Raw genomic sequence first — 22,247 nt, 5'->3', positions numbered from 1 at the left:
CGCGCCCGCACTGAGGGGCGCCAAAAGGGCGGGTAACGTATCCGTGCGGCTCAATCGTGGCAAACCCGCGCAGGGTCAAGTGCGCAGGCGGGCAAATCCGGCCACGGCGAGGCCCGCGGCGAGCCCGAACACCGGCGCGCCGAGCCCGAAAGCGGAGGCGCCGGACGCGGTGGTGGCGAAGGTGGCGACCGCCGCGAGGCGGTATTTGTCCTCCAGCATGGCGGCGGTCAGCGCGCCGGTGAGCGGCGACAGCAAAGCGAGACCGGCCACCGTGGCGATCAGCGCCGGCGGCAGGGCCGCGAACACCGCCACCATCGAGGCGCCGGCCAGCGCCAGCAACAGGTAGAAGAAGGCGTAGAACGGCCCGGTGCGCCAGCGCGTCGCCGGGTCGGGATCGGCGTCGGGCCCGGAGCAGATCGCCGCGACGATGGCGGAAAGATTGGTGGTGAGGGAGCCGAACGGCGCCGACAGGAGCGAGGCGATGCCGGTCGCGCCGAGGATCGCGCGGGTCGGCGGCACGTAGCCGTAGGCCTTGAGCACCGCAACGCCCGAAAGGTTCTGCGACGCCATGGTGACGAGGAACAGGGGCAGGCCCACGCTCGCCAGCACCCCGAGATCAAATTCCGGCGGGATCAGCACCAGGCGGGAGAAGGAAAGCTCGGCGAGCGGCGGCAGCGGCGCGCCGAGCAGCACCGCGAGGGCGAAGCCCGCCGCCAGCGCCGCCAGCACCGCCAGCTGCGGCGCGAACGGGCGCAGCGCCAGGAACAGCACCACCAGCGGCAGCACCAGCAGCGGGCTCACCACCGCCTGTTCGGCAATGCCGGCGACGAAGCGCAGCAGCACGCCGGCGAGCAGGCCGGCGGCGATGCCGGAGGGCAGGCGCGCCACCAGGTTCGTGAGCGGCCGCAGCGCCGCGCACAGCAGCGTCAGCGCGGCGACGAACAGGAAGACCGCCACCGCCTGGGACATGGTGACGCCCTGGGCGAAGCCGGCGAGGAGCGCGGCGCCCGGCGTCGACCAGGCGGTAACGATGGGCATCCGGTAGCGGATCGACAGGAAGGCGCTGGTGGCCGCCACGCCGAGAAAGATGCCGCAGACCATGGAGGAGGTCTCGGCTTCGCTGGCGCCGAGCGTCTTGGCCGCCGAGAGCAGCACCGCGAGGGTGCCGCCCGCGCCGACCAGCGCCGCGACCAGCGCCGATAGCGGCACCGAGATCGGCATGCGGGTGGTGAGAGGCGGTTCGGCCTTGGGCCGCACGACGGCGTCTTCGCTCACGGCCGTCTCCTTCTTTTTTCTTGTTTCGGGGCGTTTCCTGCGGGCGTCGGCAAGTCCTGGGGTTCGGCAGAAGGCGATGTCCGGGCGGCGCGCGGTCCGGGCGGATCGGCGTGGGTCCTAAGGCTGCGCCGCGAGCACCGGGGCGAGGGCGCCGACCGCCTGGCGCCGCGCCACCAGGCCGAGGCTCTCCTCGCTCGTCCGGTCGAGCGAGATGAAACGCGCGAACACCGCCGTGCGGCCGTTCTTCTGGGCGAAACCGACGAACCAGCCGATCGGCCGGTGCGGGTCGGGCATGCCGTCCGGCAGGGGCGAATGGCCGGTGCCGGTCTTGCCGAACAGCAGCCAGCCGGCCGGCTGCTCGTCCTGCGCCAGCAGCGCCATGGTCTCGCTCACCGCGCGCTCGGACACCTTGAGCTCGCCCTTCAGCATCCGGCGCAGGAAGTCGACCTGCTCGCGCGGCGAGATGCGCAGCGACGAGGAGAGCCAGAAATGGGCGATGGACTCCGCGCGCCCCGGCGTGCCGGAGGTGTTCTGCGTGCCGTAGGCGAACGCCTCCAGATAGGCCTTGATGCGCTCCGGCCCGAGCTCGCGGGTGAGCACCTGGGAATACCAGACCACCGAATTGCGCATCCAGCTTTGCGGCGTCTGCGGCCCGCGCGTGGCCTCGCGGGCGGTGTCGGCACCGGCCGGCGGAGTGAGCACGGGCTGCGTGCCGCTCTTCAGCAGGCCGGCATCGAACCCCATGAGCGCGAGCGGGATCTTGAAGGTGGAGGCGGGCGTGTGCCAGGTCGCGCACAGGCCCTGCTTGGCCAGCACGCGGCCGGTCTCGAGATCGGTGACCAGGAAGCACTCCTCCGCCGCCCGCGCCGGGGCGGGCGCGAGGGCGAGCAGCAGAGCGAGCAGCGCGGCGGGCGGCAGCAATGCGCGCGCCAAAACGGGGACGCCGCGGCGTCCCCGGACCAAAGCGGCCACCTCAGGACGCCTTGGCGGGCTTCTGGACCAAACGCGGCCCGTAGACGTGCTCGGGGCCCGGGAAGGCGCGCGCGCGCACCTCCTGGGCGTAGGTCGCCACCGCCTTCTCGATGTCGGGGCCGAGATTGGCGTACTTCTTCACGAATTTCGGCACCCGCTCGCCGAGGCCCAGCATGTCCTCCAGCACCAGGATCTGGCCGTCGCAGGCGGGCGAGCCGCCGATGCCGATGGTGGGCGGCGCCACCTCCTCGGTGATGCGGCGGGCGAGCGGCTCGGCGATCGCCTCCAGCACGATGGAGAAGGCGCCGGCATCGGCGACCGCGCGGGCGTCGTCCAGGATGACGTTGGCCTCGGCGTCGTCGCGGCCGCGCGCCTTGAACGAGCCGAGCGTGTTGATGGCCTGGGGGGTCAGGCCCACATGGCCCATCACCGGCACGCCGCGATCCACCAGGAAGCGCACGGTTTCGGCCATGCGGCGGCCGCCTTCGAGCTTCACCGCGCCGGCGCCGGTCTCCTTCAGGATCCGGGCGGCGGTGTGGAACGCCTCGGTGGGGCTCGCCTCGTAGCTGCCGAACGGCAGGTCCACCACCACCAGTGCGCGCTTGGTCCCGCGCACCACCGCGCGGCCGTGCACGATCATCATCTCGACCGTGACCGGGACCGTGGTCTCGAGCCCGTGCATGACCATGCCGAGGCTGTCGCCCACCAGGATCACGTCCACGTGATCGTCGAGCAGGCGCGCCGTATGGGCGTGGTAGGAGGTCAGGGAGACGATCGGATCGCCGCCCTTGCGGGCCTGGATTTGGGGCGCCGTGATGCGGCGGGCTTCGGCCTGGCTGGACATGGGCTTCCTCGTTCGTGGGCGGTTCGAAACCCCCTGGCATGGCGGCGCGCCTTCGGGCGCATCTTCTTGGGCAGCGTGTTCCTGGCGGACGGCTCAGCCCATCACGGGCACGCCGATCACGTATGGATGAAATAGGTAGGCGAGAGCGGCGAAGAGCACCAGCCCCAAGCCCACCGCGATCGCGTCCCCGCCCCACCCTTTCGGCGCCACCGGCAGCGGGCCGCCGCGCTTCTTCAGGGAGATGCGGTCATAGACCGCCCAGGCAAGGATGACGCCGAACAGCACGATCGAGGCGATGTCGCCGTTCACCAGCAGGTGGGCCAGCGCCCAGGTCTTCACCGCCACCAGCAGCGGGTGCTTGAGCGCCGCGCGGACGTGGCTCGGCACATAGGCCGCGACCGCGGCGATCGAGGCCAGCAGCATCAGCAGCATGGCGAGGTGGCGCAGGCCATGGGGCGGGTCCCACACCACGGCCGGCCCGGCGGCGCGCCACAATTGGTAGCCGTAGGCGGTGAGCAGCACGCCCGCGGCGGCGAGCAGCGAGAAGAACCCCTTATAGGCGCCCTCCCCCAAACGGGCGATGAGGTCCGCCCTGATGCCCCTTAGGCTCGTCACCACATGGGTGGCCACGAACAGGGCGAGACCGAACAGCATCATCACCATGGATTGATCTTCCTTCCGCTTCCGCCCGAAAGCGCGCGAATCGCTGGTGAAGTCAAGCGCGGCAAAGGTCAAGCGCGAAGCCCCCGCAGCGATCGCGGCGCCGCCGCTTAAACGCGAAGGTTGCGCCGGACGCGAATCGGCCCGTATTTCTTACCGGGGGGAAGGGGGAGCGCATGAAACGCTGGGCCGAACACTGGGGGGAACGCCTGACACAAGCGCTTCGGCGGTTCAGTCTCGCCGGGCTCATCTTGGCCCTGTGCGGCTTTGCGGCGGCCGCCGAGGCCTCGGTGGTGGCGCGCATCGACCTGTCATCGCAGCGCATGACCGTGACGGTGAACGGCATCCCCTCTTATTCCTGGCCGGTCTCCACCGCGCGGCGCGGTTATGTCACCCCCACCGGATCGTACCGCCCGCAGCGCATGTACCGTTCGTATTTCTCGCGCAAATACTACAATTCGCCGATGCCCTATTCGATCTTCTTCCGCGGCGGGTATGCGATTCACGGCAGCTATGCCGTCAACCAGCTGGGCACGCCCGCCTCCCACGGCTGCATCCGCCTGCATCCGGCCAATGCGGCGACGCTCTATTCCCTGGTCCAGTCCCACGGCGCCGGCAATACGGTGATCCTCATCACCTACTGAGGTAAATCGGCCGTGGGCCGGGGGGCCGCCCCGGCGCCATGCGGCCGCCGCATGGCGGCCCGGCGTGCGGATCGGCGTCCGCGGGTCTTCTAATCGTCGCCCACTCATGGTATCGGCCACTGCCAACTCGAAGCGGGCCGCGATGCGGCGATCCGTTCCGATCCCCCGTCGCTCGGAGCGCTCGTGTTCCGCCACCAGGAGTTGGCAATGTCCGCCCCCACCCCATCCGGCAACGGCCTCGTCCTCCCCTCGCGCACGACCTTCCGCGAGGCGCTCACCTTCGACGACGTGCTGCTGAAGCCGGGCGCGTCCGAAGTGATGCCGGGGCAGGTGAACGTCGCCACCCAGCTCACCAAGTCGATCACCCTCAATCTGCCGATCCTGTCGGCCGCCATGGACACGGTGACCGAATCGCGCCTCGCCATCGCCATGGCGCAGGCGGGCGGCATCGGCGTGATCCACCGCAATCTCTCCCCCGAGGTCCAGGCCGAGCACGTCAAGCAGGTGAAGAAGTACGAATCCGGCATGGTGGTGAACCCGGTCACCATCCATCCGGACGAGACCCTGGCGCACGCCCTCACGCTCATGAAGCACTATTCCATCTCCGGCATCCCGGTGGTGGAGCGCGGCACGGGCGGGCGCGCCGGCCGCCTCGTGGGCATCCTCACCAACCGCGACGTGCGCTTCGCCACCGATCCCTCCCAGCCGGTGGCCGAGCTGATGACCAAGGACCGGCTCGTCACCGTGCGCGAGAACCAGGTCAATCAGGAGGAGGCCAAGCGCCTGCTCCACCAGTTCCGCATCGAGAAGCTGCTGGTGGTGGATGCGGACGAGCGCTGCGTCGGCCTGATCACGGTGAAGGACATCGAGAAGGCGGTGGCCTATCCCGACGCCGCCAAGGACGAGCAGGGCCGCCTGCGGGTCGCCGCCGCCACCACGGTGGGCGAGGACGGCTACGAGCGCACCGAGCGGCTGATCGACGCCGGCGTCGACCTGGTGGTGGTCGACACCGCCCACGGCCATTCGCGCAAGGTCCTCGACCAGGTGGAGCGCATCAAGCGCCTGTCCAACAGGACCCAGATCCTGGCCGGCAACATCGCCACCGTGGACGGCGCCAAGGCGCTGATCGGCGCCGGCGCGGACGCGGTGAAGGTGGGCATCGGCCCCGGCTCCATCTGCACCACCCGCATCGTCGCCGGGGTCGGCGTGCCCCAGCTCACCGCCGTGCTGGACGCGGTGGAGGCGGCCGCGGCCACCGGCACGCCGGTGATCGCCGACGGCGGCATCAAATATTCCGGCGACCTCGCCAAGGCCCTGGCGGCCGGCGCCTCGGCCGCCATGGTGGGCTCGCTGCTGGCCGGCACCGACGAGAGCCCGGGCGAGGTGTTTCTCTATCAGGGCCGCTCCTACAAGGCCTATCGCGGCATGGGCTCGGTGGGCGCCATGGCGCGCGGCTCCGCCGACCGCTACTTCCAGGCGGAGGTGCGCGACAGCCTGAAGCTGGTGCCCGAGGGCATCGAGGGCCAGGTGGCCTATAAGGGTCCGGTCTCGGCGGTGCTGCACCAGCTCGCCGGCGGCCTGCGCGCCGCCATGGGCTATGTGGGCGGCGGCACGCTGAAGGAATTCCGCGAGAAGGCGGAGTTCGTGCGCATCTCCTCCGCCGGCCTGCGCGAGAGCCATGTGCACGACGTCACCGTCACCCGCGAGAGCCCGAACTACCCGACCTCGGTGTGAGGCGGCGGCGCCGCGCGTCAGGGGATCTTGTCCGGCCCGCGCATGCGGGTGACGAACTCCACCAGGAACGCGGTGGACCACGCCACCATCATCGGCCCGATGAGGGATTCGAACCCGGCGAGGCTGCGGTAGTGGGGATTGATGGAGACCCCGTCGGCCCCCACCGTGGTGTAGGTGGAGATGGAGAAATAGAAGGCGTCGGGCACCGACGGAACGGCGCCGAGCCACACATAGGCCGCGGCCCACAGAACGATCTCCACGAGATGGGCGAGGCTGAGGCTGAGCACCGTGGCGCTGATCACCAGTGCCTCGCGGAACACGTGGTCGGCGTAGGACTTGCCCCGGATGCGGTGCAGCAGCCGCCGGCGGATGCCGGCGAGCATCACCGCATGGACGATCACGGTGAGCATCGCGAGGAGGCCCGCGGTCGGCAGTACCACCATGTAAATGCCGGCATCCATACCCGATTTTCCCCCGCCCGCTATGGCGTCGCCGTAACCTGGGAGCCCTCGCCGGCCGGCGGCGCGCCCTCGCGCCGGACCCTACCGTGTTCCATCGCTGGCGGGAATCGCCCCCGGGCCGTCCGCGTCCGCCTTGCCGAGGCGGTGCGCGCGGGGTTGCATGGTCGGCCGGCCTGAGAATGCACCATCCGATCCGGCAGGCCAGGGAAAGCGCAGCCATGACCGTCATCACGCCCGAACGGATGATCATCGAGCACAGCCGTCCCGACGACCCGTGCGGGCCGAGCCGGGCGCACTGGATCAGCGAGGCCGGCGGCCTCACCCAGTTCGGCGCCTTCGTCCATGTGCTGGCGCCGGGCTCGCGCACGTCGTTCAAGCACTGGCACAGCGCCGAGGATGAATTGGTCTATGTGCTGGATGGGGCGGTCACGCTGGACGAGGGCGAAAGCGAGACCCTGCTGCGGGCCGGCGACGCCGCCACCTTCAAGGCCGGCGAGCCGGTGGGCCACCGTCTCGTCAATCGCAGCGACGCCGATGTGCGCCTGCTGGTGGTGGGAACCCGCGCGCCGGCGGACACCATCACCTATCCCGATCACGACCGGGTGTGCCGGCGCGGGGGCGAGGCGCCGGGCGATTCCTGGGTCGACGGCAAGGGAAACCGGGCGACCAATCCCTACATCCAGCCCTAGAGCGCGCGTCGGTCCGATGGCCGCGCCTGCCCCGGCCTGTGCTCAGCCCTTGCGGGGCTCCTTGGGCGGGGTGACGTCGATCATCTCGCCCGGACGGGGCGCGTCGCTGCCGGGCCGGCCGGTGCGGAACTCGTACACCCGCACGCCGCCGAAGCCGCCGCGGCGCAAACCGGGGGCGCGGCCGGTGACGAGCGCATAGATGCCGCCGCCCACCATCAGCGCAGCCAGGATGACGCCGCCGGCGATCAGCAGGCCGCCGAGCAGCACAAACAGCAGCGCCGCGACCGCCGCGGCGACCGCGAGGCCGGCGATGCCGCCGAAGAGGGATAGAAACCTGTTCATGAAGAAAGGCTGCCACGCAAATCAGGCGGCCGTGAGACGCCCCCGCGGCTCACAGCGCCGCGTGCAGGCCCTTCACGAATTCGGTGAGGCCGGTGAGCCGGCGCCGCTTCAGCCGCTCCGCCTCCAGGATGGCGGTGAGCTTGTGGAGGCTCTCCGCCACATCGTCGTTGATGATGATGTAGTCATACTCGCTGTAGTGGCGGATTTCCTCGGAGGCCTGCTCCATGCGGTGCCGCACCACCGCGTCACTGTCCTGGGCGCGGGTGCGCAGGCGCTTCTCCAGGTCCTGGGCCGACGGCGGCAGGATGAACACCTTCACGAGGTCCTCGCCCGCGCTCTCGTCGAGCTGCTGGGTGCCCTGCCAGTCAATATCGAACAGCACGTCGCGGCCGGCGCCGAGCGCCTCTTCCACCGGCGCGCGGGGGGTGCCGTAGAAATTGCCGAACACGGTGGCGTGCTCCAGGAGGTCGCCGGCCTCGCGCATGGCCTCGAAATGCGCGGCATCGACGAAGAAATAGTCCCTGCCCTCCACCTCGCCGGGGCGCGGCGGCCGGGTGGTGACCGAGACCGACATGGTGATGTGCGCGTCGCTCTCCAGCAGCCGGCGCGACAGCGTGGTCTTGCCCGCGCCGGAAGGGGAGGACAGCACCAGCATCAGCCCGCGCCGGGCAAGGCCCGCCCGTCCGTGCGGCGCAAGCGAGGGCGAGGGGGCGGACGAGGACATGGGCGGGCGGCTCACTCGACGTTCTGGATCTGCTCGCGGAACTGGTCCACCAGCAGCTTCAGGTCAAGCCCGATCTGCGTCAGCTGGACCGAGTTCGACTTCGAGCACAGCGTGTTGGCCTCGCGGTTGAACTCCTGCGCCAGGAAATCGAGCTTGCGGCCCACCGGCCCGCCCTCGGCGAGCAGGTGGCGCGCCTGGGCGAGGTGGGCGGCGAGCCGGTCGAGCTCCTCGCGCACGTCGGCGCGGGTGGCGATCAGGATCGCCTCCTGGCTGAGCCGGTCCGAATCGAGCGCGGGCGCGGCCTCCAGCAGCGCGCGCACCTGCTCGGCGAGGCGCGCCTTGACCGCCTCCAGGCTGCGCTCGGGCAGAACCTCGGCGGCCGCGACCAAAGCGGCGATGGCGTCGAGGCGGCCGGCGAGCACCGCGCGCAGCGCCTCGCCCTCCCGCGCGCGCATGGCGCACAGGGCGGTGAGCGCCTCCTCGAAGGCGGCGAGCGCCGTGGCGGCGAGCGCGCGCATCTCCGCCTCGCTCTCCTTCGCCTCGCTGACCTCGACGATGCCCTTCACGGTGAGGAGCGCATCGAGGCCGGGCGCGGGCACGGAGAATTTGTGGGCGGTCGCTCTGGCGGCGGTCAGCAGCGCCTCGAGGGCGGCCTGGTTCACGCTCACGCTCACGGCCTCCCCCTCGCGGGCGGCGGTGAGCGTGGCGTTGAGCGAGCCGCGGGTCAGATGGCGCCCGGCCAGGGCGCGCACCTCGGCCTCGATGAGGTCGAAGCCGGGCGGCAGGCGCAGGCGCACGTCGAGGCCCTTGCCGTTGACCGAGCGCACCTCCCAGGCGAGGCGCCAGGGTCCGGCGGCGCCGGCGGCGCGGGCGAAGGCGGTCATGCTGGCGAGGGGCGCGGGGCCGGCGGCCGACGGGGCTTGGCTCATTGCGAGGCTAAAATCATAACGGATGTCCGCGCGCCGGGCGGCAAGACCGCTGGCGCGTCCTTCAGTTGGCGGCGGCGGGTGCGCCCGAGGGCGCGCCCGGACGGCCGCCCGCCTCGATGGCGCGCCAGCGGGCGACGTTCCTGTTGTGGTCGGCGAGCGTCTCGGCGAAGGCGTGGCCGCCCGTGCCGTTGGCGACGAAGAACAGGTCGGTGGTCTTCGGCGGGTTCGCCACCGCCAGGATCGCGTCCTTGCCGGGATTGCAGATCGGTCCCGGCGGCAGGCCGTCGATGGCGTAGGTGTTGTAGGCGGTTGGCGTGGTGATGTCGGTGCGGGTGATCGAGCGCCCCAGCGCGCCGCGCCCGCCGACGATGCCGTAGACGATGGTCGGGTCCGACTGGAGCCGCATCCTCTTGTTCAGCCGATTGACGAACACCGCCGCGACCTTGGGCCGCTCGGCGGCGAGCCCGGTCTCCTTCTCGACGATGGAGGCGAGGGTGACCATGTCCTGCGGGCTGCGCAGCGGCAGGCCCGGTGCGCGCCGCTCCCAGGCGAGACGCACCACCTTCTTCTGCTCCTCGGCCATCTCCTTCAGGAGCGTGTCGCGGGAGGTGCCGCGCGCGAACTTGTAGGTCTCCGGCAGCAGCGTGCCTTCGCGCGGCACGGCGGGGCTGCCGGAAAGCAGGTCGCTCTCCATGAGGCGGGCGACCACCTGCTGGCTGGTGAGGCCCTCGGGGATGGTGATGGCGTGCTGGATCACGCGGCCGGAGGCGATGGTGTCGATCACGCTCGCCATCGACTGGCCCGGTTTGAACAGGTATTCGCCGGCCTGCATGTTGGCATTGGGCTTGGTCAGCTTGAGCCCGGCGATGAAGGTGAACCAATTGTCGATCACCCCGGCCTTCTCCAGCGCGTCCGCCATGTCGCGGATGCCGGCGCCGCGCGGGATCACCACCGCCTTCTCCTGCGCGAGCGGACCGGGGTCGTTGAACTCGCGTTCGCCGTAGCGGGCGGCGAAGAGGCCGCCGACGCAGATCAGCACCAGGAAGGTGAAGATGCCCGAGCCGATGGCCACGGCGGGGTGTCTGGCGCTCCTCGACGGCAGGTGCGATCCCTTCTGGGGCTTGGCCATCCTCGGGTCTCCCTCGATGTGGTCGGCGCCCGTTCTGGGGCATCGCTGCCGATTTCGCAACCGGCCTCGTGCGCTTGTTATCGGCCCATTCGGGCGGCGGTTGGGCGGGGCGGGGACGTGGCCCCGCGCCGCTCAGGCGGCGTAGCGCCGGAACACGATCGAGGCGTTGGTGCCGCCAAACCCGAAGGAATTGGAGAGCACGGTGTCGATCTGCCGCGGCTTGGGCTTCAGCGGCACCAGATCGATGGGGGTCTCGACCGCCGGATTGTCGAGATTGAGGGTCGCCGGCGCCACCTGGTCGCGGATCGCCAGGATGGAGAAGATCGCCTCCACCGCGCCCGCCGCGCCGAGCAGATGGCCGGTGGACGACTTGGTGGACGACATGGCGACCTTGCCCGCGGCGTTGCCGAGCAGGCGCTCCACGGCATGCAGCTCGATCTCGTCCGCCATGGTCGAGGTGCCGTGGGCGTTGATGTAGTCGAGGTCGCCGGCGGTGATGCCGGCCCGCTTCAGCGCCGCCGACATGCAGCGGAAGGCGCCGTCGCCGTCCGGCGTCGGGGCGGTGATGTGGAACGCGTCGCCCGACAGGCCATAGCCGACGAGCTCGGCATAGATCTTCGCGCCGCGCGCCTTGGCGTGCTCCAGCTCCTCGAGCACCACCACGCCCGCGCCCTCGCCCATGACGAAGCCGTCGCGGTCCTTGTCCCAGGGGCGGGAGGCGCGGTCGGGGGCGTCGTTATAGGCGGTGGCGAGCGCCTTGCAGGCGGCAAAGCCCGAGATCGACAGGCGGTCCACCGGGGATTCGGTGCCGCCCGCCACCATCACGTCCGCGTCGCCGAGCGCGATCAGGCGGCCGGCGTCGCCGATGGCGTGGGCGCCGGTGGAGCATGCGGTGACCACGGCATGGTTCGGCCCCTTCAGCCCGTGGGCGATGGAGACGTAGCCGCCGGCGAGATTGATGAGCCGTCCCGGAATGAAGAAAGGCGAGATGCGGCGCGGGCCGCGCTCCTTGAGCGTCAGGGAGGCTTCGGCGATGCCGTTGATGCCGCCGATGCCCGAGCCGATCAGGACCCCGGTGGAGATCTGGTCCTCATAGGCGGACGGGTGCCAGTCGGCGTCGTCCAAGGCGAGCCTCGCCGCGCACATTCCGTAGACGATGAACTCGTCCACCTTGCGCTGCTCCTTCGGCTCCATCCACTGGTCGGGATTGTAGGTGCCGTCGGCCCCGTCGCCGCGCGGAATGGTCGCCGCGATCTTGCAGGCGAGGTCCGAGGCGTCGATGTGCTCGATCTTCTTCACGCCGGTCTCGCCGGCGAGAAGCCGCCGCCAGGTCGGCTCGACGCCGCAGCCGAGCGGCGTCACCATGCCGAGGCCGGTGACGACAACACGTCTCATCTTCAGGACTCCAGATGGCCGGCCGCGCGGCGGCGCAGTGCGGCGCCGCCGCGGCCTGGTGCGACAACGGCCGCGGGCGCCAGGCGCCGCGCGACCGTTGACTGTGCGGCAGGAAGGATCAAGCCGCGTTCTTTTCCAGGAACTTGATCGCGTCGCCCACCGTCAGGATGGTCTCGGCCGCATCGTCCGGGATCTCGCAGTTGAAGGCCTCCTCGAAGGCCATCACGAGTTCCACGGTGTCGAGGCTGTCGGCGCCGAGATCGTCGATGAAGGACGCGTTCTCCGTGACCTTCTCGGGCTCCACGCCCAGGTGTTCAGCGACAATCTTCTTCACCCGCTCGGCGATGTCACTCATCGATGCAACCCTCGTTGTTCGGATATCCCGGTGCCGTTCGGCGGCTGAAGGAGGGCATAATGCCTTTTTTCCGCCATGCCCAGCCCCCTCGCGTCGCCGGCCCGGATCCGGGCGGGCGGTGTTCGGGAAACGGCGCCCGTTGGCCGGGCGCCACATGGCGAAAGGCTCCGACGGCTCCCCAGCCAAAACGGACCGGGCCAGATTGGGCCTGGACCAGAGCCTCTGCCGCTTCCGGCCGGAGCGGACCGCCGCCAGCGGCCCGTCCCGGGGTGCGCGGCCCGGCTCGTTCTTGTCGTGCGGCCCCCTGCTCCGCCCGCTCCAGGGAGCGATCGGACCGGAGGCCTCGGCGCTCGTTATCATACTCCCGGCGTCTTTGCCAGCAACGCGCCGGCCCGGCCCGCGGCGCGCCGGCGCCGATCGCGGCCGGCGCTCAGATCATCGCCATGCCGCCGTTCACGTGCAGCGTCTGGCCGGTGACGTAGGCCGCCTCGTCGGAGGCGAGGTAGACGCAGGCCGCGGCGATGTCCTGCGGCGTGCCGAGCTTGGCGGCGGGCACCGCCTTCAGGATGCTCTCGCGCTGCTTGTCGTTGAGCGCGTCGGTCATCGGCGTGGCGATGAAGCCGGGGGCGACGCAGTTCACGGTCACCCCACGCGAGGCGACCTCCTGCGCCAGCGACTTCGACATGCCGATCATGCCGGCCTTGGCGGCGGCATAGTTGCCCTGCCCGGCATTGCCGGTGACGCCGACGATGGAGGTGATGGAGATGATGCGGCCCGAACGGCGCCGCATCATGGTGCGCACCGCCGCGCGCGACAGGCGGAAGGCGGCGGTGAGGTTCACGGCGAGCACCTGGTCCCACGCCTCGTCGGAGAGGCGCATGAAGATGTTGTCGCGGGTGATGCCGGCATTGTTGACGAGGATGTCGACGTGGCCGCCCAGCGCCTCCTCGGCGGCGGGCACCAGCTTCTCCACGTCCTCGGGGTCGCCGAGATTGCAGGGCAGCACGTGGACGCGGCCGGACAGTTCGGCGGCGAGCGCCTCCAGCGCCTCGCGACGGGTGCCGGAGACGGCGACGGTGGCGCCCTGGGCGTGGAGCGCCTTGGCGATCGCGCCGCCGATGCCGCCCGTGGCGCCGGTGACGAGCGCGGTCTTGCCGGTGAGATCGAACATCAATTCCCCCAGTCCTCTGTGTCAGTCGGCGTCAAGGCCGGTTGGTGCCTTGCGGCGGCGGGAGCAGGACGGCCGCTTCCCCATCCCGCTTAGGGCAAGGGCCGGACCGGGAACGCGCGGCACGTCCGCGGCGCCCCGAGGGCGAATGTGCGCAAGCCTCTTTCACCCGGGAAAAGGTTCTGCCCTTCCCGCCCCTCGCCCGCAAGCGGCAGACGCCATCAAACGTCAGGCCGCCGAGGCCTTGCGGGCGGCGACGAAGGCGGCGACGTCCTCGGGCGTGCCGACCGCGCTCGCGGCGATCGCCTTGTCGATGCGCTTGACGAGGCCGCACAGCACCTTGCCCGCGCCCACCTCCACCACCGCATTGACGCCGGCGCCGGCCATGTAGATCACGCTCTCGCGCCAGCGCACGGTTCCGGTCACCTGCTCCACCAGCAGGCGCTGGATCTCCGCCGGGTCGGAGACCGGGGAGGCGCGCACGTTGGCGATCAGCGGCACCCGCGGCGTCATGATGGTGGAGCCGGACAAAGCCACCTCCATGGCCTCCGCCGCCGGTCCCATGAGGCGGCAGTGGAAGGGGGCGGACACCGGCAGCAGCACCGCCTTCATGGCGCCCTTCTCCTTGGCGATGACCATGGCGCGCTCCACCGCCGCGCGGTCTCCGGACACCACCACCTGGCCGGGGGCATTGTCGTTGGCGGCCTCGCAGACCCCGTCCTGGGCCGCCTCGGCGGCGACCGCCACCGCCTGCTCGTAGTCGAGCCCGAGCAGCGCCGCCATGGCGCCCTCGCCCGGGGAGACCGCGTCCTGCATGGCGCGGCCGCGGATGCGCAGCAGCCGCGCCGCCTCGGTGACGGTGAGCGCGCCGGCGGCGGCGAGCGCGGAATACTCGCCGAGCGAGTGGCCGGCCACAAAGGCGGCGTCGCGGGCGAGGTCGATCCCGGCCTCGGTCTCGAGCGCGCGCAGGGCGGCGAGGGAGACGGCGAGCAGCGCCGGCTGGGCGTTGGCGGTCAGCGTCAGCGTCTCGGCCGGGCCGTCCCACATGATGCGGGTGAGATGCTCGCCGAGCGCGGCGTCCACCTCCTCGAACACCGCCTTGGCGGCGGGAAAGGCGTCGGCGAGCGCCTTGCCCATGCCCACGGCCTGGCTGCCCTGGCCGGGAAAGATGAAGGCGGTGTGCGAGGCTGTGCGGGACCCGCTCGACATGGGTCGTCCCTCCAGAGTGAAAATTGGGGAGGGCAGAGACACCTGGATTGTGGGCGAGTCAAGGCGGCGCGGCCGGAGCGGCCGATGCGGGCGGCGGGCGGCGGCGTTTCCCGGTCGCGCCCCGTGCGAACTTGACTGGAGGGCGCTTCTTCAGCAGAACCGAGCCGGATCGGCTGCGCGACTCGATCTTCCGATTCCGGGATTGGCGACGATGACCCGTTGGACTCACGGCCTGGTTAATCGTTTGGTGGTCCTGTGCGACATCGTCATGGCGGCCCTCGCTGCGGTGATCGTCCATCTGCGCTGGGAATTTCTGTCCTGGAGCCAGATGGCCATCCTGTGGGTGCTCGGGGCGTTCGTCTTCATCCAGATCCTGCAGATCGGCCGCGCCTACCGGGTCGAGCACTATGTGCGGCCGCTGCGCCAGATCGGCCACCTGGTGGTGGCAGGAGTCCCGGCCGGCGCCATCGTCGCGGTCGCCTATTATGCGATCATCCCCAATGCGGACACCAATCTGAGGGCGCTGCTCAGCTGGGGCGCGGCCACGGCGGTGTGCCTGATCTTCGGCCGCCTGGTCCTGGTGCGGATCGGCATCTCCCTGGTCCGGCGCCACCAGGTGCTGCAGCGCGACGTGGTGCTGGTGGGCGACCGCGAGCGGGCCTACGCGCTGGTGCGCCGCTATCAGGAGGAACACGCCGTCGGCGGCCTGCTCGCCTTCGTGGGCATCTTCGACGACCAGCCGGGGCGCCCGGCGGAGAGCGCGCCCCCGCCCGACATGCCGCCGGTGATGGGGGATCTGCAGGCGCTGCTCGAATACGCCAAGGGATCGACCATCGACATCGTGGTGATCTGCAAGTCCTGGCGCGACCCCAAGGCCATCAACGCCATCGCCGAGCAGATGTACCGCATCGCCGCCGACGTGATCGTCGAGCTCGATCCCGACGAGTTCATGCTGAACTACGCCAACCTCACGGTGCTCGCGGGCGAGCCGGCGCTGCAGGTGCAGCAGCAGCCGCTGAAGGGCTCGCTCGGGCTGCTGAAGTGGGTCGAGGACTATGCGGTGGCCACCCTCGGCCTCATCCTGGTCTCGCCGATCCTGCTAGGCGCCGCCATCGCCATCAAGCTCGACAGCCCGGGACCGATCCTGTTCCGCCAGCCGCGTCTCGGCCTGAACAACAAGGTCTTCCAGTGCTACAAGCTGCGGACCATGCAGGTGGACCCGGCCGACGACGGCTCCAAGGGCACCCTGCGCAACGATCCGCGCATCACCAAGGTGGGCGCCTTCCTGCGCTCCACCTCCATCGACGAGCTGCCGCAGCTGCTGAACGTGCTGAAGGGCGAGATGTCGGTGGTGGGGCCGCGCCCGCACGTGCCCAACATGGAAGTGACCTCGAACCTGCGCTACGAGGCGATCCGCCAATATGTGGCGCGCTACCGCATGAAGCCCGGAATCACCGGCTGGGCGCAGATCAACGGCATGCGCGGCGGCATCCACACCGTCGAGAAGGCCGAGCGCGGGGTGGAGCTCGACCTCTTCTACATCGAGAACTGGTCCATATGGTTCGACATCAGGATCATGATCCTGACCATCACCAAGGGCATGTCGGGCTCCAACGTGTTCTGACGGCAAGCCGCGCTTTCGCCGTCGCAGCCCTTGCCCTCCTCGCCGGTCCCGGCGGCGCCCACGCCGAGGGCCGGCCTTTCCTCGCCTATCACGCCAGCTGGTACGAGGTGCGCACGGACGACCCCGCGGCGACCACCATCGCCCGCCTGCCGCCCTACATCACCCACCTCGCCCTCGCCTTCGCCAGGCCGGACCTCACCTATAAAGGCGGCCTCGACCTCGCCGGCACCGGGCTGCAATACCCCTATTCCGGCGCCGTCCTGAAGGCGGCCATCGCCCGCCTCAAGGCGCGGGCGCCGCAGATCAAGGTGCTGGTCTCGGTGGGCGGCTGGAACTACCCCGCCTGGGACGGCTTCGACGCCGACGCGCTCGCCCGCCTGGTGAAGGACCTCGGCGCCGACGGCGTCGACATCGACTTCGAGACCCACAACCCGGCCTGCGCCCGCGGGCGCGACGGGCGCGTCGCCTGCCCGAGCGACGCCTTGACGCGGAAGATCGTCGAGGACATCCGGCGCGCTTTGCCGCGGCCCTTCGTGGTGAGCGCCGCCGGCTGGAGCGTCGGCGCCTATGGCGAGGGCGCCTTCGCGACCGCCGCCCCGCAGGGGCCCTATGCGGGGGTGAGCCTCGTGCTGCTGCGGCCGCCGGTGTCCGAGGCGCTCGACCTCGTCTCCATCATGTCCTACGACGCCGGCCCGGCCTTCAGGCCGGAGCAGGCGTTCCGCGCCTATCGCGTCCACTGGAAGGGACCCTTGGCGCTGGGCATCCAGGTGATGCCGGGCACCACCGGCGGGCCGCGCTTCACCCTCGATTTCACCGCCCGCACGCTGGCGGGCGTGATGCGCGACCCGCGCGCCGGCGCCATGCTTTACGCGCTGCTGGAGACCCCTCCGGGGCCGACCGGGCCGGACAATCCCGACTTCCGCGCGCTCGCCGTGGCGGTGTGCGTGACGCTGGAGTTGAGGGACTGCGCGGCCCCTGTCCCCTGACACGTTGCAAGGCGCTGCCGGACAAGCCAGAATGGCGCCGTGTCGCGCCCTTGGCCGGAGTGATGCGCGGCGGCGGACCTCATCGGCTTCACCACATTCCTGCCCGCCGGAGCCGTGGAACGGCCAGCACCACGCCAATCGCGCGAGAACCCACGTGCTGAGCAAGCTGAGAGCCACGGCCGAGGCCCGCATCCCCCAGATGTTCGCCTATTCCTGCCTGGTGTTCGACCGGCTGGCGGCGCGCAATCCGAACAGCGATGTCAACCTCCTGCCGCTGTTCGTCGCGCCCGGGGACACGGCCTGCGACGTCGGCGCCAACCGGGGCCTGTTCACCTATTGGCTGCTGCGCAACGGCGTCACGGTGACGGCGTTCGAGCCCAACCCCCACATGGTCGAGGTGCTGCGCCGGCGGTTTTCCGGCGCCCTCGCGCGCGGCACCCTCAGGATCGTCGGGAGCGCCGCGAGCAATGCCCCGGGCACGGCGACGCTCCACATTCCCGAAGGCCTCTCGCCGCTCGCCACCATCGAGCGCAACCTCGCCGAGGCCGGGGTCCCGCTGGAGGACGTGGAGGTGAAGCTGACCCGCCTCGACGACACGGTCTCCGGCGACGTCGCCTTCATCAAGGTGGACGTGGAAGGCCACGAACTGAAGGTGCTCGGCGGCGCCACGGGGATCCTGAGATCGAGCCGGCCGACCCTCCTGGTGGAGGCGGAGGAGCGCCACCGTTCGGGCGCCGTGGCCTCGCTGCGGGCCCTGCTGGAGCCCATGGGCATGCGCGGCTTCTTCCGCGACGGCCGCGCGATCGTGCCGATCGGGCGGTTCGACGTGGCGCGTCACCAGGCGCGCGACGCCCTCAATGCGGAGGGCACGCGGGTGCTGCCGGGGCGCGCCTATGTCAACAACTTCATCTTCGCCGGCCGGCCCCAGGTGATCGCCCGCCTCGAGGCCCTCGACGCCTAGAGCCGGGTCTCCCGCGGGCGTCGCCGGAGCGTTTTCATGGGGCGGAACTCCGGCTCTGTTGGATGGGTTTGAGGGCGATTCGCCGGCCATAGGGGACCGCGGCGCGGTTGCCTATGGCTGGATCGCGTTCCGGCGGCGGCGCGAGGCTCAGGGGCGCGAGGGATGACGCGCGACGATGTTGCAGAAGTCGGTCGGGCGCGAAGCGAGCGCGGTCAGCGTGCCGTCGTGACTGACCTTGTGGAAGGTGTAGCCGAGCGCCTGGAGCGCATTCCACGCCGCCGCGGGATCGCCACCGGCCTTGAACAGGGTCGGGCAGTTCATCTCGAAGATCACGGTCGGATGGTAGGTGGCGAGCGTGTGCTGGCCGCCGGCGATCACCATGCCCTCGGCGCCCTCCACGTCGATCTTGATGCAGTCCACCCGGTCGACCCCGGCCTCGCGCACCACCGCGTCGAGCGTGGTCATCTCCACCTGCTCGCTGCCCGCGTCGCTGCCGTCGCTGATGAGCGAGAAGGCCTGCGGGTCGTCGCCCAGGGGATTGTGGTGCAGCGCCGCGCTGCCTTCCTTGTCCGCCAGCGCCTTGGGCACCACGGTGACGTTGGTGAAGCCGTTGAGGGCGATGTTGCCCACGAGCTGCGCGCGCGCCGCCTCGCCGGGCTCCACGGCGATCACCTTGGCCGCCTTCGCCGCCACCTTCACGGTGAACAGGCCGATATTGGCGCCCACGTCCACGAACACGTCGCCGGGGCCGACGAACTTCTGGATCGTGTGCAGCTCCGGCTCCATGGCGTCGCGCAAGAGGAAGGTGGACAGGGTGGTGTAGCGGAAGTCCGCCGGCACCTGCACCTTCGGCCCGCCGGGGACCAGATCGAACGGCGCGAGCGTGCCGGTCGGCACGGCGACGGCGAGCTTCGCGGCGCGGGCGAGCACCGTCAGCGGGGCCTCCCGGAAACCCGGCTCATTCAACAGCTTCTGCACCCGTCTCAGCATGGCAGCCCCCGTAGTCGCTCGCGTCGGAAAAATGGATGGGTCAGGGCGCGCGGCCCCGGGGAACCGGCAGGCGCCGCTCCCTTGCGTGGTCGAGATAGACGGCGATCGCCATGATGACCCCGAGCTCGCCCGGCGTGAAGACGAGGGAATACACCGAGGACGAGATGATCATGAACAGCACGTAGTCGGACAGGGCCTCCGAGAACGGCGTGCGTGTGCGCGCGGCGGCCCGCAGCGTGACGACATAGCTCCAGACATAGACCGCCGCGATCAGCGCCGCGCCCACCAGCCCGTATTCGAACACCACGCCGACCCAGCCCAGGTCGGCGATGTAGAATTGGTTGTTGCCGAAGATGTCCGCAAGGGTGACGGCGCCGAAGCGCGTGGTTGCGCCCACCCCGAGGATCCAGCGCCACGCCTCGTCGCCGAGGAAGCCGGTGGCGAGCGCGAACGAGGTGTTGCGCACCGAGAGCGAGGAGCCGAACGCCTCGCCGCCGTCGGCGCCGAGCTTCCAGAACAGCACCGCCACCGCCACCGGCAGCACCAGCAGCCCCAGGCCGAGCACCAGGCGGCGCGGCACCCGCGGCAGGCTCGCCATCGCGCCGAGGCCGCACACCAGCAGCGCCGCCGCGATGGAGGTGCGCTGCTTGTAGATGGAGAGCAGCAGCACGAACGCCAATACAAGCCCCAGCGCCGGCCACAGGCTCGGGCTGCGCATGAAGCGCCGCACCAGATAGAACATCGCCAGGAAGCCGAAGAACAGCGGCATGTAGATGCGATAGCCGCGCTCGTTCTCGTAGAGCAGCAGCTTTCCTTCCGCCGGATCGCTGGTGTACCAGCGGGCTGGGATGGTGAACCACAGCAGAACCATCAGGACGAAGGTGGCAAGCCCGAGCGCGAGGCAGGCCCGGCGCAGCCGCTCGTCCGGCGGGGCGAGCCAGTAGAGCAGGGCGGAGAGGCCGAAATAATAGGTGAACGGCCATACTTTCACGGTGGTGGTGATGGCGTCGAGGAAGCCGTTGCCGAGCTGCACCATGGAGATCAGCGGCGTGAAGCCGATGGTATAGGCGAACAGCACCAAATAGCCGTGCTTGGCCGGCAGGTGCATGCGGGTCACGGCGTAGAGCGTGAGCGGCAGGGTGATGATCGGCCACGCCTTCGAGAGCAGATAGGGCGGCGGCAACTCGTTGAGGTAATAGAAGGTCTGCGCGAACAGCGGCAGGGTCGAGACCAGCACGGTCCAGCCGAACAGCCGCGGCAGCAGGTCGCCGCTCTGGCGCGGCACCGGCGCGCCGACGCTGCGGCGCAGGGGCATCACGACGCGCCGGCGCGGCTTGAGGGTGACGGCCCCGCTCACGAGGGGCCGCCGGCGCCATCGCCCCGCGCCGGGCCGCCCATGCCGTAGGCGCCGGGGTCGAGCCGCGCCTTCGCCACCATCCACAGCACCGGCATCGAATCCACGAACACCCGCCGCGCGTGCCCGGTCGGGTTGAGCCAGAGCCGGTGCAGCCATTCGAGCCCGTGCTCGCGGTAGAAGGCGGGCGCGCGCTCGACGATGCCGGTGACGAAATTGAGCGCGCTGCCGACACACATGCCGGTGCCCACCGCGCCGCCGCGCGCGTCCACCATGCGCGCGAGATACTCGGACGACGGCGCGCCCACCACGAAGAACACGTAGCGCGCGGGATGGGCGACCACATAGTCGACGCAGGCCTCCACCTCCTCGGGCCGGTTGATGAAGCCCATGGAGGGGATGTGCAGGTTCACCGCGGCGAGCTGGTACCGGTCGATCAGCCGGCGGCGCATCTCCTCGCTGCCGCCGATCACGGTCAAGGTGTCGCCGGGCCTGACGCAATGGGCGAACAGGTGCGCGGCGAGGTCGCTGCCGGCGGCCTGGGGGATGTCGAGCCCGAACACCAATTTGGCGAGCCGGCGCGGGATGGCCCCGTCCAGGAGCCGCAGCCAGGCGTGGGCGTAGGCGTCGGCGAAGCGCGCGTCCTTCAATTCGCCGAGGCGGGTGAAATGGGCGGCGTTGGGCGTCACCACATAGGCGAACGGGGCGCCGGGCGGCCGGGCGGCGATCCGCTCGGCGGCCTCGCGCACGTCGAGGGCGGTGATCTCGACGCCAAGGAAGGGAACCCGCCGGATCTGCGGCGGGGCATTGCTCGCGGCTTCCGTCTCAGTGCCCATGGGCCGACCTCGCTGGCCGCCCGGCTGGCGGGCGCTCCGCGGATGAATGGCTCGCGCGCCGACCGGGCATCAGGGAATGACGCTCCCGGTGTTGGTGGAGTAGCTGCCGAGCGTATAGCTGAAGGTGCGCTGGAACGGCACCACCTTGTTGATGAACATGTCGATCCAGAGATTGACCTCGGCGATCGAGCTGCGCGGCACGTAGATGATGTCGCCGGACACCAGCGGCACGTCGTCGGCAAAGCCGGTCTCGATGAGGTCGCGCACGTTGATGAGCCGCAGCATGGGCTCGTTCCGGGGTCCGCGGCGAATGAGCGCCACCTGGCCGGTGCGCGCCTCCTCGGTGAAGCCGCCGGCGAGCAGGATGCCCTGCAGCACCCCGGTTCCCATGTCCGAGAGCTTGAAGGCGCCGGGATGGGACACCATGCCGCCCACATAGATGCGCGCGGCGGCGGCCTCCTCCAGCCCGACCACCACCTTCTGGTCGGCGAGTTCCTTGCGCGAGGCCTTGCGCACCGCGTCCTGGAGGCCGGCGAGCGTCATCCCCTCAACGCGCATCTGGCCGACGGCACGCGGCGCGATGGTGCCGTCCGGGGAGACGGTCAGCTCCTCGTCCATCTCGCGGGTGATGAAATACTTGATCTTCACTTTGTCCCCGGGACCAAGCCGATAGTGCGGCACCTCATTGGACCAGGGCCTGAAACGGTCGACATTGATCTCGGTGAAGCGCAGCTCGTGGCCGGTGGTGAACGGCACGGTGCCGGTGTCGGTGCTGGAGGAGGTGGTGCACCCCGAGAGGGCGGCGCCGAGCGCCGCGAGCAGCGCCGGCACCAGAGCGAGCCCGCCGCGCCGGCGACGCCGACCTCGCGCCTGCCCGGCCGCGACCGCCGCGCCAGCCGACCGCCTGAGCGGTGGGCGGTGCGCGTCGCGGATCGCATCGCGGGGTGGGACGGGCATCAACGAACT

Annotated in this window: 23 protein-coding genes; 6 read left to right on the top strand and 17 right to left on the bottom strand. The window is 70.6% G+C overall.

What is annotated here, in order from left to right:
• Positions 1–75: 75 nt before the first annotated feature.
• The 4 genes from ABLE88_RS12135 to ABLE88_RS12120 all read right to left on the bottom strand — a co-directional run bounded on the left by ABLE88_RS12135 (position 76) and on the right by ABLE88_RS12120 (position 3,754).
• Entirely contained in the window at positions 76–1,221 is a 1,146-nt protein-coding gene (locus ABLE88_RS12135; RefSeq protein ID WP_348832182.1) for a benzoate/H(+) symporter BenE family transporter, read from the bottom strand.
• A 171-nt stretch (positions 1,222–1,392) separates the two neighbouring features.
• On the bottom strand, positions 1,393–2,196 hold the full coding sequence (locus ABLE88_RS12130) for a penicillin-binding transpeptidase domain-containing protein (RefSeq protein WP_348831945.1): 804 nt from the start codon (positions 2,194–2,196) through the stop codon (positions 1,393–1,395).
• A 52-nt stretch (positions 2,197–2,248) separates the two neighbouring features.
• A complete protein-coding gene (gene panB / locus ABLE88_RS12125; protein ID WP_348831944.1) occupies positions 2,249–3,091 on the bottom strand; it encodes a 3-methyl-2-oxobutanoate hydroxymethyltransferase in 843 nt (280 codons plus the stop codon).
• 93 nt (positions 3,092–3,184) lie between these two features.
• Positions 3,185–3,754, bottom strand: coding sequence for an NnrU family protein (locus ABLE88_RS12120; RefSeq protein ID WP_348831943.1), 570 nt, complete (start codon positions 3,752–3,754; stop codon positions 3,185–3,187).
• Between the two features lie 173 nt (positions 3,755–3,927).
• Here ABLE88_RS12120 and ABLE88_RS12115 point away from each other — a divergent pair, with 173 nt between their 5' ends.
• Both ABLE88_RS12115 and guaB read left to right on the top strand, forming a co-directional pair.
• Positions 3,928–4,395 (top strand): L,D-transpeptidase, encoded by a 468-nt coding sequence (locus ABLE88_RS12115; protein ID WP_348831942.1) that lies wholly within the window; start codon positions 3,928–3,930, stop codon positions 4,393–4,395.
• Between the two features lie 207 nt (positions 4,396–4,602).
• The gene (guaB, locus tag ABLE88_RS12110) at positions 4,603–6,129 is read left to right on the top strand and encodes an IMP dehydrogenase (RefSeq protein ID WP_348831941.1); all 1,527 of its coding nucleotides are present in this window, start codon (positions 4,603–4,605) and stop codon (positions 6,127–6,129) included.
• A 17-nt stretch (positions 6,130–6,146) separates the two neighbouring features.
• On the opposite strand, the gene ABLE88_RS12105 is transcribed toward guaB, so the two are convergent.
• Positions 6,147–6,590 carry an ion channel gene (locus ABLE88_RS12105; RefSeq protein ID WP_348831940.1) on the bottom strand — a complete coding sequence of 148 codons (444 nt, stop codon included), beginning with the start codon at positions 6,588–6,590 and terminating at the stop codon, positions 6,147–6,149.
• Between the two features lie 218 nt (positions 6,591–6,808).
• Between ABLE88_RS12105 and ABLE88_RS12100 the strand changes: the two genes are divergently transcribed.
• The gene (locus ABLE88_RS12100) at positions 6,809–7,279 is read left to right on the top strand and encodes a cupin domain-containing protein (protein WP_348831939.1); all 471 of its coding nucleotides are present in this window, start codon (positions 6,809–6,811) and stop codon (positions 7,277–7,279) included.
• Between the two features lie 42 nt (positions 7,280–7,321).
• Here the strand turns inward: ABLE88_RS12100 and ABLE88_RS12095 are convergent, their stop codons facing one another.
• The 8 genes from ABLE88_RS12095 to fabD all read right to left on the bottom strand — a co-directional run bounded on the left by ABLE88_RS12095 (position 7,322) and on the right by fabD (position 14,530).
• On the bottom strand, positions 7,322–7,621 hold the full coding sequence (locus ABLE88_RS12095) for a hypothetical protein (protein WP_348831938.1): 300 nt from the start codon (positions 7,619–7,621) through the stop codon (positions 7,322–7,324).
• Between the two features lie 49 nt (positions 7,622–7,670).
• Positions 7,671–8,345, bottom strand: coding sequence for a guanylate kinase (gene gmk, locus ABLE88_RS12090; RefSeq protein WP_348831937.1), 675 nt, complete (start codon positions 8,343–8,345; stop codon positions 7,671–7,673).
• Between the two features lie 11 nt (positions 8,346–8,356).
• Positions 8,357–9,274 carry a YicC/YloC family endoribonuclease gene (locus tag ABLE88_RS12085; RefSeq protein WP_348831936.1) on the bottom strand — a complete coding sequence of 306 codons (918 nt, stop codon included), beginning with the start codon at positions 9,272–9,274 and terminating at the stop codon, positions 8,357–8,359.
• A gap of 61 nt (positions 9,275–9,335) precedes the next feature.
• A complete protein-coding gene (gene mltG, locus ABLE88_RS12080; RefSeq protein ID WP_348831935.1) occupies positions 9,336–10,403 on the bottom strand; it encodes an endolytic transglycosylase MltG in 1,068 nt (355 codons plus the stop codon).
• Between the two features lie 132 nt (positions 10,404–10,535).
• Positions 10,536–11,798, bottom strand: a complete 1,263-nt coding sequence (gene fabF, locus ABLE88_RS12075) for a beta-ketoacyl-ACP synthase II (protein WP_348831934.1) — start codon at positions 11,796–11,798, stop codon at positions 10,536–10,538.
• 118 nt (positions 11,799–11,916) lie between these two features.
• The gene (locus tag ABLE88_RS12070; protein ID WP_013165911.1) at positions 11,917–12,153 is read right to left on the bottom strand and encodes an acyl carrier protein; all 237 of its coding nucleotides are present in this window, start codon (positions 12,151–12,153) and stop codon (positions 11,917–11,919) included.
• A 430-nt stretch (positions 12,154–12,583) separates the two neighbouring features.
• Complete coding sequence (fabG, locus tag ABLE88_RS12065; RefSeq protein ID WP_348831933.1) at positions 12,584–13,324, bottom strand: 3-oxoacyl-[acyl-carrier-protein] reductase; 741 nt, start codon at positions 13,322–13,324, stop codon at positions 12,584–12,586.
• A gap of 225 nt (positions 13,325–13,549) precedes the next feature.
• Positions 13,550–14,530, bottom strand: a complete 981-nt coding sequence (fabD, locus tag ABLE88_RS12060) for an ACP S-malonyltransferase (RefSeq protein WP_348831932.1) — start codon at positions 14,528–14,530, stop codon at positions 13,550–13,552.
• Positions 14,531–14,741: 211 nt separating this feature from the next.
• On the opposite strand from fabD, the gene ABLE88_RS12055 reads away from it, so the two are divergent.
• The 3 genes from ABLE88_RS12055 to ABLE88_RS12045 all read left to right on the top strand — a co-directional run bounded on the left by ABLE88_RS12055 (position 14,742) and on the right by ABLE88_RS12045 (position 18,101).
• On the top strand, positions 14,742–16,154 hold the full coding sequence (locus ABLE88_RS12055) for an exopolysaccharide biosynthesis polyprenyl glycosylphosphotransferase (RefSeq protein ID WP_348831931.1): 1,413 nt from the start codon (positions 14,742–14,744) through the stop codon (positions 16,152–16,154).
• Positions 16,088–17,140, top strand: coding sequence for a glycoside hydrolase family 18 protein (locus tag ABLE88_RS12050; protein ID WP_348831930.1), 1,053 nt, complete (start codon positions 16,088–16,090; stop codon positions 17,138–17,140). The genes ABLE88_RS12055 and ABLE88_RS12050 overlap by 67 nt, the downstream gene beginning before the upstream one ends.
• A 154-nt stretch (positions 17,141–17,294) precedes the next feature.
• Positions 17,295–18,101, top strand: coding sequence for an FkbM family methyltransferase (locus ABLE88_RS12045; protein ID WP_348831929.1), 807 nt, complete (start codon positions 17,295–17,297; stop codon positions 18,099–18,101).
• A 147-nt stretch (positions 18,102–18,248) separates the two neighbouring features.
• Here ABLE88_RS12045 and ABLE88_RS12040 read toward each other — a convergent pair whose 3' ends face one another.
• The 4 genes from ABLE88_RS12040 to ABLE88_RS12025 form a co-directional block, all read right to left on the bottom strand.
• On the bottom strand, positions 18,249–19,091 hold the full coding sequence (locus ABLE88_RS12040) for an FkbM family methyltransferase (protein ID WP_348831928.1): 843 nt from the start codon (positions 19,089–19,091) through the stop codon (positions 18,249–18,251).
• A 40-nt stretch (positions 19,092–19,131) separates the two neighbouring features.
• Entirely contained in the window at positions 19,132–20,448 is a 1,317-nt protein-coding gene (locus ABLE88_RS12035; RefSeq protein ID WP_348831927.1) for a hypothetical protein, read from the bottom strand.
• On the bottom strand, positions 20,445–21,281 hold the full coding sequence (locus ABLE88_RS12030) for a WecB/TagA/CpsF family glycosyltransferase (protein ID WP_348831926.1): 837 nt from the start codon (positions 21,279–21,281) through the stop codon (positions 20,445–20,447). The genes ABLE88_RS12035 and ABLE88_RS12030 overlap by 4 nt, the downstream gene beginning before the upstream one ends.
• 69 nt (positions 21,282–21,350) lie before the next feature.
• Positions 21,351–22,238: a polysaccharide biosynthesis/export family protein gene (locus tag ABLE88_RS12025; protein WP_348831925.1), complete on the bottom strand. Its 888-nt coding sequence runs from the start codon at positions 22,236–22,238 to the stop codon at positions 21,351–21,353.
• Positions 22,239–22,247: the final 9 nt, after the last annotated feature.

Source organism: Xanthobacter luteus, assembly GCF_040049235.1.
In the GTDB taxonomy this organism is placed as follows: Bacteria; Pseudomonadota; Alphaproteobacteria; order Rhizobiales; family Xanthobacteraceae; genus Xanthobacter.
The sequence above is the reverse complement of the archived record's forward strand: the minus strand, read 5'-3'. Positions and strand labels throughout refer to the sequence as shown.

Bases quoted from the DNA above. Each gene is read 5' to 3' on its own strand.
- ABLE88_RS12135 (WP_348832182.1), bottom strand. From the start codon at position 1,221: ATGCCGATCTCGGTGCCGCTATCGGCGCTGGTCGCGGCGCTGGTCGGC.
- panB (WP_348831944.1), bottom strand. From the start codon at position 3,091: ATGTCCAGCCAGGCCGAAGCCCGCCGCATCACGGCGCCCCAAATCCAG.
- ABLE88_RS12120 (WP_348831943.1), bottom strand. From the start codon at position 3,754: ATGGTGATGATGCTGTTCGGTCTCGCCCTGTTCGTGGCCACCCATGTG.
- ABLE88_RS12115 (WP_348831942.1), top strand. From the start codon at position 3,928: ATGAAACGCTGGGCCGAACACTGGGGGGAACGCCTGACACAAGCGCTT.
- guaB (WP_348831941.1), top strand. From the start codon at position 4,603: ATGTCCGCCCCCACCCCATCCGGCAACGGCCTCGTCCTCCCCTCGCGC.
- ABLE88_RS12105 (WP_348831940.1), bottom strand. From the start codon at position 6,590: ATGGATGCCGGCATTTACATGGTGGTACTGCCGACCGCGGGCCTCCTC.
- ABLE88_RS12100 (WP_348831939.1), top strand. From the start codon at position 6,809: ATGACCGTCATCACGCCCGAACGGATGATCATCGAGCACAGCCGTCCC.
- ABLE88_RS12095 (WP_348831938.1), bottom strand. From the start codon at position 7,621: ATGAACAGGTTTCTATCCCTCTTCGGCGGCATCGCCGGCCTCGCGGTC.
- gmk (WP_348831937.1), bottom strand. From the start codon at position 8,345: ATGTCCTCGTCCGCCCCCTCGCCCTCGCTTGCGCCGCACGGACGGGCG.
- ABLE88_RS12085 (WP_348831936.1), bottom strand. From the start codon at position 9,274: ATGAGCCAAGCCCCGTCGGCCGCCGGCCCCGCGCCCCTCGCCAGCATG.
- mltG (WP_348831935.1), bottom strand. From the start codon at position 10,403: ATGGCCAAGCCCCAGAAGGGATCGCACCTGCCGTCGAGGAGCGCCAGA.
- fabF (WP_348831934.1), bottom strand. From the start codon at position 11,798: ATGAGACGTGTTGTCGTCACCGGCCTCGGCATGGTGACGCCGCTCGGC.
- ABLE88_RS12070 (WP_013165911.1), bottom strand. From the start codon at position 12,153: ATGAGTGACATCGCCGAGCGGGTGAAGAAGATTGTCGCTGAACACCTG.
- fabG (WP_348831933.1), bottom strand. From the start codon at position 13,324: ATGTTCGATCTCACCGGCAAGACCGCGCTCGTCACCGGCGCCACGGGC.
- fabD (WP_348831932.1), bottom strand. From the start codon at position 14,530: ATGTCGAGCGGGTCCCGCACAGCCTCGCACACCGCCTTCATCTTTCCC.
- ABLE88_RS12055 (WP_348831931.1), top strand. From the start codon at position 14,742: ATGACCCGTTGGACTCACGGCCTGGTTAATCGTTTGGTGGTCCTGTGC.
- ABLE88_RS12050 (WP_348831930.1), top strand. From the start codon at position 16,088: ATGGTTCGACATCAGGATCATGATCCTGACCATCACCAAGGGCATGTC.
- ABLE88_RS12040 (WP_348831928.1), bottom strand. From the start codon at position 19,091: ATGCTGAGACGGGTGCAGAAGCTGTTGAATGAGCCGGGTTTCCGGGAG.
- ABLE88_RS12030 (WP_348831926.1), bottom strand. From the start codon at position 21,281: ATGGGCACTGAGACGGAAGCCGCGAGCAATGCCCCGCCGCAGATCCGG.
- ABLE88_RS12025 (WP_348831925.1), bottom strand. From the start codon at position 22,238: ATGCCCGTCCCACCCCGCGATGCGATCCGCGACGCGCACCGCCCACCG.